The 14,316-nt window shown below is 44.2% G+C and carries 9 protein-coding genes and 1 other RNA gene; 3 read left to right on the top strand and 7 right to left on the bottom strand.

Annotated elements, in window-relative coordinates:
• Positions 1-5: 5 nt before the first annotated feature.
• The 5 genes from ssrA to L3D27_RS09090 all read right to left on the bottom strand — a co-directional run bounded on the left by ssrA (position 6) and on the right by L3D27_RS09090 (position 5,368).
• Positions 6-364: a transfer-messenger RNA gene (ssrA, locus tag L3D27_RS09110) on the bottom strand.
• A gap of 66 nt (positions 365-430) precedes the next feature.
• Entirely contained in the window at positions 431-1,213 is a 783-nt protein-coding gene (locus L3D27_RS09105) for a WG repeat-containing protein (RefSeq protein ID WP_432480983.1), read from the bottom strand.
• Between the two features lie 61 nt (positions 1,214-1,274).
• Positions 1,275-4,094 carry a [protein-PII] uridylyltransferase gene (gene glnD, locus L3D27_RS09100; protein ID WP_432480982.1) on the bottom strand — a complete coding sequence of 940 codons (2,820 nt, stop codon included), beginning with the start codon at positions 4,092-4,094 and terminating at the stop codon, positions 1,275-1,277.
• Positions 4,095-4,121: 27 nt separating this feature from the next.
• The gene (map, locus tag L3D27_RS09095; RefSeq protein WP_284673356.1) at positions 4,122-4,910 is read right to left on the bottom strand and encodes a type I methionyl aminopeptidase; all 789 of its coding nucleotides are present in this window, start codon (positions 4,908-4,910) and stop codon (positions 4,122-4,124) included.
• Positions 4,911-5,017: 107 nt separating this feature from the next.
• Positions 5,018-5,368, bottom strand: a complete 351-nt coding sequence (locus tag L3D27_RS09090; protein WP_284673355.1) for a beta-lactamase hydrolase domain-containing protein — start codon at positions 5,366-5,368, stop codon at positions 5,018-5,020.
• Between the two features lie 309 nt (positions 5,369-5,677).
• Here L3D27_RS09090 and L3D27_RS09085 point away from each other — a divergent pair, with 309 nt between their 5' ends.
• Entirely contained in the window at positions 5,678-7,765 is a 2,088-nt protein-coding gene (locus L3D27_RS09085; RefSeq protein WP_432481912.1) for an FAD-dependent oxidoreductase, read from the top strand.
• 105 nt (positions 7,766-7,870) lie between these two features.
• Here L3D27_RS09085 and glyA read toward each other — a convergent pair whose 3' ends face one another.
• Positions 7,871-9,253, bottom strand: a complete 1,383-nt coding sequence (gene glyA, locus L3D27_RS09080; protein WP_432480981.1) for a serine hydroxymethyltransferase — start codon at positions 9,251-9,253, stop codon at positions 7,871-7,873.
• Between the two features lie 151 nt (positions 9,254-9,404).
• The gene (locus L3D27_RS09075) at positions 9,405-9,941 is read right to left on the bottom strand and encodes a chorismate--pyruvate lyase family protein (RefSeq protein WP_432480980.1); all 537 of its coding nucleotides are present in this window, start codon (positions 9,939-9,941) and stop codon (positions 9,405-9,407) included.
• A 422-nt stretch (positions 9,942-10,363) separates the two neighbouring features.
• On the opposite strand from L3D27_RS09075, the gene L3D27_RS09070 reads away from it, so the two are divergent.
• A complete protein-coding gene (locus L3D27_RS09070) occupies positions 10,364-11,965 on the top strand; it encodes an isocitrate lyase (protein ID WP_432481911.1) in 1,602 nt (533 codons plus the stop codon).
• 89 nt (positions 11,966-12,054) lie between these two features.
• Positions 12,055-14,232 carry a malate synthase G gene (locus tag L3D27_RS09065; protein ID WP_432480979.1) on the top strand — a complete coding sequence of 726 codons (2,178 nt, stop codon included), beginning with the start codon at positions 12,055-12,057 and terminating at the stop codon, positions 14,230-14,232.
• Positions 14,233-14,316: the final 84 nt, after the last annotated feature.

Genomic DNA, 14,316 nt, shown 5'->3' with positions numbered 1-14,316 from the left:
ATAGGTGGTGGAGATGGCGGGAGTTGAACCCGCGTCCGCCAGCACTACGCCCATAGTTCTACATGCTTAGAATCTGTCTATGGCTTTAATCCGCACCGAACCGACAGTCAGGTAGGATTGGACGATTTGCTAAAAATTTCGCCTAATTCATCACAACACTAAATCAGACTATCCTTTGTGCGTTCGCATCGGGGTGAGCAACCAGACCAAAGGCAATCTGTGCCGACCCAAGTAGCCCTTAGGCTGCTAGTGCGTAAGTTTCGTCGTTTGCGACTATTTTAATTGGTACTGTATTTACAAGAGATTACCACTCTTGGCATGCACTATCAGGTTTCATTACCAGCGTCGAAGCCAGAACATCCCCAATAATCCTATCATTCTAACAGATAAAATGGATACTGACAACCATAGATGGTGTTAATTTGCCTATTTATCGTGGTTGAAAAGGCACTTCTTTGCCCGCTTTGTTGATATAATGGGCGTGATTATCCTTGATGACAAAGGCGACGCCATCAATGAAGTTGGCAGGCGTGTCATAGACCAAATCGATGGCTACATCGCCTTTGGTATTTAAGTAGCCATAGCGATAACCGTTCGCTGTCTTAATGCCAACCGATGCCAAACCTTCAGAAAAATCCTCAGCGGTGTCGTACATGGCAGTGATGATGGTATTCCCATCTTTATTGATAAACCCCCACTTATCGCCCACCTTGACACGCACCAAACCATCTTCAAACCAATCACCTGTATCGGTGTAGCTTGGAGCGATGACGATTTTGCCTTTTTTATCAATAAAGCCAAATTTGCCATGCTTTTTAATCTTGGCACGCCCCTCCCAAAAGCCCCATGCGTTGGTAAACTGTGGCGTGATGACAATTTTGCCTTTTGGATTGATGTAGCCAAATTTGCCATCTTGTTTGATGAGTGCTAGCCCATCATCAAAACCCTCCGCTGACTCAAAAGTCGCTGGAATGATGATGTTGCCTTGAATGTTGGCGTAGCCGTATTTGCCGTTTTTGCTGACGACAAATAAATTTTCATTGTATTGGCAATCAGGGCTTTCTTGGGCGAATTGATAACCTTGGGGCAGACTAATGCGACTTTGGCAAGAGATTTCATTGTCGGTGTTGGCGTGTGCTGTACCGATATAACAGGCAGTAGCCAAACTTAGGCTAACAAGAGCGAACTTGGGATAAAAAACGGATGTATTCATAAGTTTATGTGTAGCATGAATCAGTTGGGGTAACTATAAAATAAAATCGTTTGCTATTGTATCATGCCAAAGCTTCAATCACAGCGACTTTTAATGTAGTTAATTTGTCAGTATCTAATGTCTGATTATTTTTATCGCTCAAATAAAACATATCTTCGGCACGCTCGCCTAAAGTAGTAATGCGTGCCCCATGCACCTCAACCCCTAATCGGCTAAAGACCAAGCCTAATTTTGCCAGTAGAGCAGGGCGGTCTTTGGTAACTAAGGTCATCATATGATGACCTGTGTGTGCAACCGAAGTCGCTTTGCTAAACTGTACTTGGGTGGGTACGGTAAAGTGTTTTAATTGGGCATCTAGCGTAAAGTTGCGTGGCATTGTTTGGGTTAGTCCATGCGTGAAGGCATGGATTAGCTTATCGATGAGTAGCTGTCTGCGGATATTATTACTTAGAATGTCATCTTGTGTACTACCTGTGATGGCATGACGGTCGATGAGTACATAAGAATCAAGGGCGACAGGCTGTCCATTGATATCGGCAGTCAAGATAGTAGCATCTAATACGGATAGTCCTAGATGATCTAGCACGCTGACGGTGGCAGCGAATAAATCATCTTGGTCTTTGGTGCAGATAAATAGCTGTAAAGCGTTGAGTGCTAGGTCTGAGTGCGTACGCAGGGCGATGATGGGCAGGTCTTGCGATAGGCTATCTTTGCCTTTTAGGATCTCGCTGGTCTGCCATGCGATGTCATGGTGTTTTTGTTTTAAGAAAAATTCATCGCCAAAATCTGCCCACAGTGCATCAATCTGATGGGTGGCAATGTCTGCCATTAGCTTCTTGGCTTTGATTTTTCGGTTGGCGATAATGGCGTCTTTATCGGCGGCATCAATGCCTATGCTCAGCACTCGGTGCGCACTGATGTATAGTTGTTTTAGCAAAGATGCTCGCCAACTGTTCCATAGCTGTGAGTTGGTGGCGTTCATGTCAGCAACTGTCAGCACATACAGATGATTAAGATGGGCAATCGTACCTGTAAATTTGGCGAATTTTCTGATGACCTCTGGGTCAAAGATGTCTTGTTTTTGGGCGGTTAAAGACATGGTGAGATGTTCACGAACAAGCCATGCAACAAATTTCGTGTCTTCATCGCTCAGTCCGTGCGTCTTGGCAAATTCATGGACATCTACCGCCCCAAGTTCACTGTGGTCGCCGCCACGCCCTTTGGCGATATCATGAAATAGTGCAGCGATCACTAATAGGTCTTTGCGGTTAATCTTTTGATAAACCTCGCTGACTAGGTCAAATTTCTGCTGATATTCGGCGTTACTGGTGTCGCCAAAGCGGTGTAAAATGCGAATGAGTAACAGGGTGTGTGCATCCACCGTGTAACGATGAAAGAGATCATACTGCATCAGCCCCATGATTTGCCCAAAGGCGGGTAAATAATTATCCAAGATGCCGTATCGTTTCATCAGTCGTAGCCGATGAAACAAAAAGTTGGATTCTTGCAGGTTTTGTAAAAACAAAGCACGGTGCTTAGGTAGGTTGCGATAATGCTCATCAATCTGTTGGCTGGCAAGATATAAAGCATGCAGGGTACTAGCAGCGATTTTTTTGATGCCATGTATGCCCATGATGAGAAAGATTTTAAGCAGAGTTTCGGGTTTTTTGATGAAAATCTGCGTATCTTTGGCGAAAATTTGTAAGTCTTGGTTGGCTAATTTATCGTGTCTGATTAAGGCTTGCGTTGCTATACCATCTTGTTTTAAGGTGGTGTCAATCGGGGTGTTTGTTTGGACGATTTGATAAAAATCTTGGTCAATAGGGAGTGTGGTATAACTGGGCTTAAGATAGCTTTCATTGTAGTAGGCACACAGCATCTCAGACAAGGCGGCGACCTGCATGGCATGGCGATAGTAAGTACGCATCATGCCTTCTAGGGCTTGTGTGAGTCGTGCGGTGCAAGTGGTCTCATCGGTTAAGTGCAGGCGTTTGGCGATGTGTTTTTGATGGTCAAATAGCAGGCGGTCTTCACAGCGTCCTGTGATGGCGTGTAGATGATGGCGAACGCCCCATAAAAAATTCCTAGCATTTGTTAAGCCGTCAAGTTCATCAATGCTTAAAAAACCCAATTTGGTCAAATCTGCCAAATCCTGTACGCCATCAAAATAAAACTTACCAAGCCAAAGCAAGATGTGCAAATCTCGCAGTGAACCTGGTGCGGTTTTTATGTTGGGTTCTAGGCTGTATTCGGTGGCGTGATGACTTAGATAGCGTGCTTTAGATTCGCCTGTTTTGGCAGCAAAAAAAGACTTGGCACTCCATGCGTTTTTGACTGCCTGCTTTGGCACATGGCAAAGATTTTGGTTGCCAGCGATGAATCGTGCTTCAAGTAAGGCGGTGGCGACCGTATGATCGGTAACGGCGATGTTGGTGTCTTCTTGAGTGCGTACGCTGATGGCAGGCGTGATGCCAATATCCCACAGCATTGCCACGAACTGCTCTATGGATTGGGTGTGGTCATCTAGCGTCTCGCCAAGAATTAATATATCAATGTCTGAGCAGGGCAGCAGCTCCTCTCGACCATAGCCACCAATGGCGAACAATGACAGCGTCTCACTTAGATATTGACAAAACAATCCATGTAAAACAACATCTACAGCATGGGTGCGTAGCTTGATGAATAAACCCATCTGAGAAAATGCCTGCTCGCCTAAAATGACGACTTTATCGTCAATGGTGGCATTGATGTGTTCTAGCCATGATTTAATCAGTGTGACATCAATGTTGCATTCTTGGCTACAAAGGTCTGGCAGGGGCTTAGGGTGCATGCCAAGTGTTTTGGCATGCTGGTAGAAAGCATGATGGCTAACGGTGGTCATGGCATCTCCTAAGCCTTATTATGGTTGTCAATGCAAAAAGCTCAAATCCTCACCCAGTCGTTGGGTGGTAACAAGGCATCCGTCATCAGTAACAATCAGCGTGTGTTCCCATTGGGCAGATAGTTTTCGGTCCTTTGTGATGGCGGTCCAGCCATCTTTCATGATTTTGGTTTGCCAAGTACCTTGGTTAATCATGGGTTCGATGGTAATTGCCATCCCTGTTTTTAGTTGCACGCCTGTGCCTTTTTTGCCATAGTGCAGCACTTGTGGTTCGGCATGAAAGGTTTTGCCGATACCGTGTCCGCAGAATTCACGCACGATAGAGAAGCGTTCTGGCTCAACCACTTCTTGAATGGCAGCACCGATATCGCCAAGATAGGCACCGTCTTTGACGACTTTCATGCCGGCATATAGTGCTTTTTGGGCGGTGTCGCAGATGCGTTTTGCCATGACAGAGCCTTCACCAATAATCCACATGGCGGAAGTATCGCCATAGTAACCATCTTTGATGACAGTAACGTCGATGTTGATGATGTCACCATCTTTTAAGATGCGTTCATGGTCGGGCATACCATGGCAGACGACATGGTTGATGGAGGTACAGAGTGTGAACGGATAGCCTTGATAATTAAGGCAGGCGGGAATGGCGTTTTGTACTTCGGTGATGTGCTTGTATGCCAAATCATCCAAAAAGCCTGTGCTAACACCTGCTTTGACATAAGGGTCTAGCATTTCTAATACTTCTGCTGCCAAGCGACCAGCGACTTTCATTTTTTCAATTTCGTCAGTCGTTAAGATGGGGATATTTTTACTCATGATGAACCTAGTTTGTTAATTTTTAAAAACTTATCAATAAAAATGGGCGAAAATTAACGCCCATTTTACTAAATTTTTGATATTTTTGCTTGATTTTTCAATAAGGCTTACTCTTCATCTAACAAATCACGCTCACGAGCTGCCTGTAAAATGATGCTAGAACGGTTGCCTGAGCGACAAAAGATGTGCAATGGGCGTTCGGTGGCATTAAAAAAATCAGCAAACTCTTGCACATGATTCATATCTAGCATACCACCTGCAAAAGCGATTTGTTTATAGATGATGCCGTGTTCGGCACAGGCAGTACCAATCTCATCGGAGGTGGGCTGACCAACTTCCTCACCATCTGGGCGGTTGTTCACGATGGTTTTTACGCCTTGCTTGGCAAGTTCTGCGACATCATCAGGTGTGATTTGACCTGAAATGGTGATGCGAAATTCGGGAGCGACTTCAGTCATGATAATTCCTAAATAATTCGGTTGGGTAAAAAGGTAGATAAGACTAGCTTACCTTTTTTTTAGTGTTTTAGCAAATGCTTTTGGGTAATTGGTGCGTGCCTGTCATCATGACCATGTGGTCAAATCTGCAAAAAATCACAATATCAAACCGACCTTATGATAAAATTAGCCGATAAGTCAGCCAGTGCTAGCAGTCGCCAATCATCAAGGATTTTTATGAAAACATTGTTTAAATCAACGCTAAAAAATGCCGTGCAGCTTGGCGAAAGATTATCTGCCAAACAACCAAGCCGTACCCAAATTGCTCAGATGGATCAATCCGTTCATCATGATGGGCTGACATACCCACATTTGTTTCGCCCACTTGATTTGGGATTTGTGGCGTTAAAAAACCGCATTGTTATGGGGTCTATGCACACAGGTCTTGAAGATAGATTTTATCATTATGGTAAATTGGCACGCTATTTTGAAGCACGAGCCAAGGGCGGAGTGGGACTGATCATTACAGGTGGTATCTCGCCTAATAAAGAAGGCTGGCTAACACCGCTTGGTGGCACACTAAACACAACTGCCGATACGGTGCATCACCGACGAGTTACTCGTGCAGTACACAAGCACGGCACCAAGATTTTGCTTCAGATTTTGCACTCTGGACGCTATGGCTATCATCCTTTTGTGGTCGCACCCAGTCCGATTAAGTCGCTCATCTCGCCTTTTAAGCCACGCCAAATGTCAATCAAGAACATCCGTGCTACCATTCAGGATTTTGCCCATACCGCCCAACTTGCCAAAAAATCAGGCTATGATGGTGTGGAAATCATGGGTTCAGAGGGTTATTTGATTAACCAATTTTTATCGGCACGCACCAATCATCGTAACGATGAATATGGTGGCAGTTTGGATAATCGTGCCAGATTTGCTCTTGAGATTGTTCATGCGGTGCGTGAGGCGGTAGGGCGTGAGTTCATCATTAGTTTTCGGTTGTCTATGGCGGAGTTTGTTGAGCATGGAGCGACCATGAGTGATGTTATCGTGTTGGCAAAATGGCTCGAGCAGGCAGGTGCTACGCTCATTAATACGGGTATCGGCTGGCATGAGGCACGCATACCAACCATCGTAACGGCTGTGCCACGAGCCAGTTTTGTTCGCTATACTCAAGCGGTCAAAGAGGTGGTATCCATTCCTGTCATCGCAGCCAATCGCATCAATATGCCTGCCACTGCCGAGGCGATATTAGCGAATGGTCAAGCGGATATGGTGCAGATGGCACGCCCATTTTTGGCAGATAGCGAATGGGCGAATAAGGCAAAAGAGAATAAAGACCGGTTGATTAATACTTGCATTGGTTGTAATCAAGCCTGTCTGGACCATACCTTTAGCGGTCAAAGAGCGTCTTGTTTGGTCAATCCATTGGCGTGCCATGAGACAGAATATGTCATTAAACCTGCCAAAAAAGCCAAAAAAATCGCTGTGATTGGTGGTGGTGTGGCAGGCATGATGGCGGCACTGACAGCAAGCCAAAGAGGGCACAAGGTTTCTTTATTTGAAGCCAAAGAGGTGCTAGGCGGGCAGTTTAATTATGCCAAAGTTATCCCTGGTAAAGAGGAGTTTTTTGAGACGATTCGCTATTTTCGTGAGCAGCTTGCTTATCATCAGGTGGATATCCAGTTGGAGACTAAGGTTACTCGCCAGATGTTAGAAAAGATGGTATTTGATGATGTCATTGTGGCGACAGGAGTTGTGCCACGCTCGCTACAGATGGCTGGGGTGAATTTGCCCCATGTTATCAGTTATGCCCAGTTGCTTTCAGGTGAAAAGATAGCGGGCGAAAGGGTGGCCATCTTGGGTGCTGGTGGTATTGGTTTTGATGTGGCGGAATTTTTAGCACATGGCGGTCAAGTGTCTAAGCAGGTTAATGATACCGATTATGAACCAGTAACTCAAACGACCGAAGCTTTTTTTAGGCAGTGGGGCGTTGATGGCGAGGCAAATTATACCACACAGGGGGGATTGATTGCTCCACAGTATGCCAAATCATGTCGCCAGATTTATCTATTGCAACGCAGTGAAGATGGATTTGGTAAAACCTTAAATAAAACCACAGGCTGGGTGCATAAAGCCATCATCAAGCAAGCAGGCGTCAAACAAATCGGTGGCGTCAGTTATGAGTGTATCACCGATGAAGGTTTGTGGATTAAGGTGGCAGGTCAATCACAGCTTTTGCGTGTAGATACGGTGGTGCTTTGTGTGGGTCAAGAATCGGTCAATACACTAATGCCCAATGTGGGTGATGCTCCTAAGGCACAGTATCACATCATCGGTGGTGCTAAAAAGGCCGAACGACTTGATGCTAAGCGTGCCATCAAAGAGGGCTTTGAGATTGGCTTGCAAGTTTAGTGGCTTGTCTTGTCTTGATGCTTAGTTTTGGTTTATTAAAAACGCTAAGGTATCTAAAAACAAAAGACCGATTGGAGAATCGGTCTTTTTTAGATGCTCAAATGATTAAGCTTTATTGATTTTTGCCATTGCTTTTTCATAGAGTTCATAGAACTTGTCTTTGGCAGTATGAATCAGCTCGCTATCGGCTTGTTCATCAATCATATCACTGATTTTGCTAAACAACTCTTTGGTTTTTGATTTTTGATAGACAGGTAGGTGAGCACAAAGCTCGGTTACTTTGGTACGCACTTTGCCTAATACTTTTTCATCGCCACGAGCATCTAAGATATCACAAATCCAACCTGCCAGTTCTACACATTCTGCTTCTTTAAAGCCACGAGTGGTAACAGCAGGGGTGCCGATACGAATGCCTGAGGTAACAAACGGTGATTTAGGATCGTTTGGCACAGAGTTTTTGTTCACGGTGATGTGAGCATCGCCAAGCCATTTGTCCGCTTCTTTACCTGTAATGCCTTGTTTGATTAGGCTGATAAGCATTAGGTGATTTTCTGTACCACCAGAGACGACATCATAACCACGCTCAATGATGGTTTTTGCCATCGCTTGTGCGTTTTTGACCACTTGTTGTTGATACTCTTTGAATTCAGGACTCATCGCTTCTTTGAAGCACACCGCTTTGGCGGCGATGGCGTGCATGAGTGGACCGCCTTGCATGCCAGGAAAGACGGCTGAATTTAGTTTTTTCTCAATTTCTTCATTTTTCTTTGCCAAAATCAGACCAGAGCGTGGACCACGCAAAGTTTTGTGGGTGGTTGTGGTTGTTACATCAGCGATTTGCACAGGGTTTGGATAAACGCCTGCTGCCACAAGACCTGCCACATGAGCCATGTCCACCATTAGGTAAGCACCTACGCTGTCGGCAATCTTGCGAAAACGCTGCCAATCCATGACTTGGCTATAAGCTGAGAAACCTGCGATGATCATCTTAGGCTTATGTTCATTGGCTAGGCGTTCAACTTCATCATAGTCAATCAGTCCGTTATCATCGATGCCATAATGCACGGCATTATAGGTTCTGCCAGAGAATGACACGCTAGCACCATGCGTCAAGTGTCCACCATGAGCTAGGCTCATGCCAAGTACGGTATCGCCTGCTTCTAGTAGGGCAAGATAAACGGCGGCGTTGGCGTTAGAACCAGAGTGTGGCTGAACATTGGCATAATCCGCCCCAAATAGCTCTTTGGCACGATCAATGGCAATCTGTTCGATTACATCCACATGCTCACAGCCACCATAGTAACGCTTGGCAGGATAGCCTTCGGCATATTTATTGGTTAGGTTGGAGCCTTGGGCGTGCATGACGGCAGGCGAGCAATAGTTTTCAGAAGCGATAAGCTCGATATGGTCTTCTTGGCGTTGCCCTTCAGCGTCAATCGCAGCAGCGATATCTGGGTCGTAGGTGTAAAGTGAGATGTCTTTAAACATGGTTTGCTCCTTGACGAAGTTGTAAAATAAGTAGTGCTTTGTAGTGTACCATAATTCATCAAAAATAACAGAGTGCTTTGCGTATTTTCATATAAAAAATGCAGGGTCATGCTCACCAAGTAGTAACAGCCTATCCATATCTATTGATTTATTACAACAAACTTTGCACAAAGGTATTTAAAAATACTTCTTGAATTAAGATGGGGCGTGTGTGCCAGTCATAGATGGTGATCCGACCAAATTGCCCAAAGTCGTTGATTAAACGCCGTTTATAGGGCAGGGTTTGATTTTTATTGAACATGACATAGCCAATCGGTGTGTATTTTAGGTGGCATAATCGCTTGGCATCACCTTTTAAACTGCTGATGGGAAAGATGCTTTTGGCATGAACCCAAGCGGTATCATCATCGCCATCTTGTCCAAATAGCAATACTTCTCGTACCCATGCTAAGGCAGGTCGGTGTAGCGGTAGGTTTAGATGTGATTTTTGGGAGGTGTTTAGCAGGTCATAACCTTCATGGATAATCTTGATTTTTAAAGGTTGTTTGGCTTTGGCTTCTAACAAGGCGGTCAGCGAGCCTTGTGCGTGCAAATAGGGCAAGAGGGCGTTGGGCGGTGTCATGTTAAATGGCTGGTGATTAAGCTGATGTTGAAGTGTGGAATAAAAATTGTTTGTTGATTTTAGCATAAAAATGAAGATGGATTGGTTGGATTTGTCATCAAAAGTTGTCAAAATAGATGAATGATTGGGTAATTTGTTACAATTTTTTGAAATTTTTAGGGTATTTTCGTTGTGTTTTTTAGGTATTTTTAAGAAAAATGGCATTGATACATTTTAAGAAATAGAGTTTGGCTTCATTGGTTTAACAAAGTTTTTTTGTATTTAAATTATCAAATATTATAATGATTTTTTATCTATCATTTATTTAAAAAATAGTGAACATTATGACTTGCTATTGGATTAACGATGAAGTTTTGAGTATGCTGTATCACAAGAATCACAGGCAAATAATTATCCATCGGTAATAATTACCCATCGGCATAGGCAGTGATTTGGTCTGGTGTGGCAATCGCTACTCAGATAACACATTACAAGGAATTTAGGAGGCTATCATGACTTATCAATCCGCATTAGAGCATATTCGTGCTGTTAAAGAAAAACTAGGTGGTACTTGGGGGGCTATCCGCCCAGAAGATGCTGCTCGTATGATTGTCCAAAACCGTTTTAAGACTGGTCTTGACATCGCCAAATACACCGCAGCGATTATGCGAAAAGATATGGCAGAATATGATGCCGACCACACCAAATATACTCAATCATTGGGCTGTTGGCATGGCTTTATCGCTCAGCAAAAAATGATTGCCAACAAAAAATACTTTGGCACAACAAACAAACGCTACATTTATCTATCAGGCTGGATGGTGGCTGCTTTGCGTTCTGAATTTGGTCCATTACCCGACCAATCCATGCACGAAAAAACCGCTGTGCCAAAGCTGATTGAAGAGATTTACACTTTCTTACGCCAAGCAGATGCCAAAGAGTTAAACGATTTGTTCCGTGCCTTACAAAAAGCAGAACAAGCAGGCGATACCGCTAAGGTTAAAGAGATTGAAAGTCAGATTGATAACTTTGAAACCCATGTTGTGCCAATCATTGCTGACATTGATGCAGGTTTTGGTAACGAAGAAGCAACTTATCTTTTGACCAAGCAAATGATTGAAGCGGGTGCGTGTGCCATTCAAATTGAAAACCAAGTATCTGATGCCAAGCAATGCGGACACCAAGCAGGTAAGGTAACCGTACCACATGAAGACTTTTTGGCAAAAATCAACGCCGTGCGTTATGCGTTTTTAGAGCTTGGTGTTGATGATGGCGTGATTGTGGCTCGTACTGACTCAGAAGGGGCGGACTTGACCCAAAAAATCCCTGTTAGTCGTGAACCAGGCGATTTGGCATCAAAATACATCAGCTACCTAGAAACCACTGAAATTGACATTAGCGAAGCTAAAGAAGATGAGATTCTTATCAAGCGTGATGGCAAATTGCACCGCCCAACTCGTTTGCCATCAGGTCTGTATCAGTTCCGTGAAGGCACACAGCATGACCGTGTGGTACTAGACTGTGTAACCAGTCTTCAAAATGGTGCGGACATGATTTGGATTGAAACACCAACCCCTGATGTGGCAGGTATTGCAAGTTTTGTTAATGACATCAAAAAGCAAGTGCCAGATGCCAAATTGGTGTATAACAATTCGCCATCATTTAACTGGACAATCAACTTCCGCCAACAAGCCTATGACCGTTGGGTTGCCGAAGGGCGTGATGTGTCAGGCTATGAGCGTGATAAACTGATGGATGCCAAATATGATGATTCTGAGCTTGCTCGTGATGCTGATGACAAAATCCGCACCTTCCAAGCAGACGCAGCTCGTGAAGCAGGTGTGTTCCATCACTTGATTACCTTGCCAACTTATCACACCGCAGCGTTGTCTACACATGAACTTGCTAAAGGCTACTTTGGCGATGAAGGTATGTTGGCTTATGTTGCAGGCGTACAACGCAAAGAAATCCGTGGCGGTATCGCTTGCGTGAAACACCAAGCCATGGCAGGTTCTGATATTGGTGATGACCACAAAGAGATTTTCTCTGGCGAAAATGCCCTAAAAGCAGGTGATGCCAGCAAGAACACCATGAACCAATTTGGCGGTTAATTCTCGCTAAATCCTAAGTGTGTAAACGGTGTTTTACTGTCAAGGTAAAGCACCGTTTTTGTTAAAAATCTAAAATTTAAGGATGAAAAATGTCAACTACTCGTATCCAAAAAGGCACGCTTGCCATTGACAAGATTTTATACGATTTTATTGAAAATGAGGCTTTGCCTGTAGCAAAGACGGTGCTAGATATTGATAGCGACCGTTATTGGGCAAATTTTGAACAGGTGGTGGTAGATTTAACACCAAAAAACAAAGCACTGCTTGCCCATCGTGATGACCTACAGACCAAAATTGATGATTGGCACAAGAACAATGTTTATGAGCTGGGTGCGTATAAGGACTTTTTGAAGCAAATTGGCTACATAGAGCCAGAGGTTGCTGATTTTACGATTGAGACTAAGAATGTGGACGATGAGATTGCGACCATTGCAGGTGCTCAATTGGTTGTGCCTGTGCGAAATGCTCGCTACGCCCTAAATGCAGGTAATGCACGGTGGGGTAGTTTATATGACGCACTCTATGGTTTTGATGTCATCAGCGAGGCAGACGGAGCTGAAAAAGGCAAAGAGTACAACCCTGTGCGTGGTGCTAAGGTCATTGAATTTGCCAAAAATTTTCTTGATGAGACCTTTGCTTTGACAGATGGCTCGCACGCTGATGTTACTGCTTATAGTATTGATGATGGTCAATTATCTGCTACCATTGGTGATAAAATCAGTACCCTAAAAGACAGCGAAAAACTGGCAGGATTTAATGGAACGGCTGATAATCCCAAGCAGATTATCCTAAAAAATAACGGCTTGCACGCCATAGTGGAGATTGACCGTACACACCTAATTGGCAAGGACGATAAAGCAGGCGTCAAAGATATCATTTTGGAATCTGCGGTTACTACCATTCAAGACTTAGAGGATTCTGTGGCAGCGGTAGATGCTGAAGAAAAAGTAGAAGGATATCGCAACTGGCTTGGACTCATGAAGGGCGATTTGAGTGAAAATTTAGAAAAAAATGGCAAAATCATCACTCGCAAACTAAACGCCGACCGCACCTACACCGACCTAAATGGCAACACCAAAACTCTGCACGGGCGTTCGGTGATGTTACTACGCAATGTTGGGCATTTGATGACCAACCCTGCGATTTTGGTCAATGACGAGGAGATTTTTGAGGGCATCATGGACGCATTGATTACGCCATTGCTATCTGCCATTGATATCTGTGGTAATAACAACTTGCGTAACTCACGCACAGGCTCAATGTACATTGTCAAGCCAAAAATGCACGGTTCTGACGAGGTTGCTTTTGCTGTAGAATTGTTTGAACGAGCAGAACAGGCCATTGGCTTGCCACCTAAGTCCATAAAAATGGGCATTATGGACGAAGAAAAACGCACCAGTGTTAATCTAAAAAACTGTATCTTTAAAGCAAAAGAGCGGACAATCTTTATTAATACAGGCTTTATGGATAGAACAGGTGATGAGATTCATACCGCCATGCAGGCAGGAGCATTTGTACGCAAGGGGGATATTAAGGGGCAGACTTGGTTCAATGCTTATGAAAAAAGAAATGTTGGCATTGGGCTGTTGACTGGGCTTCTTGGCAAGGCTCAAATTGGTAAAGGTATGTGGCCAAAGCCCGATGAGCTTGCCGAAATGTACCGCACCAAGATTGAGCATCCTGAGGCAGGAGCGAGCTGTGCTTGGGTGCCATCGCCAAATGGAGCGACAATTCATGCCATTCATTACCACAAGTGCAATGTCGCCAAACGCCAAAGTGAAATTAAAAATGAAGAGATGCCAAGTATTGATGACTTGCTAACCATTCCGCTTGCTGTCGATACCAGTTGGACAGATGATGAAAAGCAAAAAGAGCTAGATAATAACTGTCAAGGTATTTTGGGCTATGTTGTGCGTTGGGTGGATTTGGGCGTTGGTTGCTCTAAAGTGCCTGATATTAATAATGTGGGGCTTATGGAAGACCGTGCGACCTTACGCATTTCAAGCCAGCACATTGCCAACTGGCTGACGCACGGTATTGTCACTAAAAACCAAGTATGGGATACCCTGAAACGCATGGCAAAAGTCGTGGACGAACAAAATGCGTCCGACCCTGCGTATCGCCCTATGTCGTCAGATTTTGAGAACAACATCGCCTTTAATGCGGCGGCCGATCTCATCTTCAAGGGGGCGACCGAGCCAAGCGGTTATACCGAGCCGTTATTGCATCAGGCAAGATTGAAATTAAAAGGTTATCAAGGTGATTGATTGCCTTGCAACTGATCGGATTGTTGATAAAACCTCAAAGTACTGGCTTTGGGGTTTTATACTTGGTAAATAATATCTAAAAAA

The organism is Moraxella sp. ZY200743, assembly GCF_050885545.1.
Taxonomy (GTDB): domain Bacteria; phylum Pseudomonadota; class Gammaproteobacteria; order Pseudomonadales; family Moraxellaceae; genus Moraxella; species Moraxella haemolytica.
Note: the sequence above shows the minus strand (reverse complement) of the source record. Positions and strands in the feature narration are given on the sequence as shown.

What these genes read in the sequence shown, in the direction of transcription:
- L3D27_RS09105 (WP_432480983.1), bottom strand. Translation starts at nt 1,213, where the DNA reads ATGAATACATCCGTTTTTTATCCCAAGTTCGCTCTTGTTAGCCTAAGT.
- map (WP_284673356.1), bottom strand. Translation starts at nt 4,910, where the DNA reads ATGAGTAAAAATATCCCCATCTTAACGACTGACGAAATTGAAAAAATG.
- L3D27_RS09085 (WP_432481912.1), top strand. Translation starts at nt 5,678, where the DNA reads ATGGATCAATCCGTTCATCATGATGGGCTGACATACCCACATTTGTTT.
- L3D27_RS09075 (WP_432480980.1), bottom strand. Translation starts at nt 9,941, where the DNA reads ATGCTAAAATCAACAAACAATTTTTATTCCACACTTCAACATCAGCTT.
- glnD (WP_432480982.1), bottom strand. Translation starts at nt 4,094, where the DNA reads ATGACCACCGTTAGCCATCATGCTTTCTACCAGCATGCCAAAACACTT.
- L3D27_RS09090 (WP_284673355.1), bottom strand. Translation starts at nt 5,368, where the DNA reads ATGACTGAAGTCGCTCCCGAATTTCGCATCACCATTTCAGGTCAAATC.
- glyA (WP_432480981.1), bottom strand. Translation starts at nt 9,253, where the DNA reads ATGTTTAAAGACATCTCACTTTACACCTACGACCCAGATATCGCTGCT.
- L3D27_RS09065 (WP_432480979.1), top strand. Translation starts at nt 12,055, where the DNA reads ATGTCAACTACTCGTATCCAAAAAGGCACGCTTGCCATTGACAAGATT.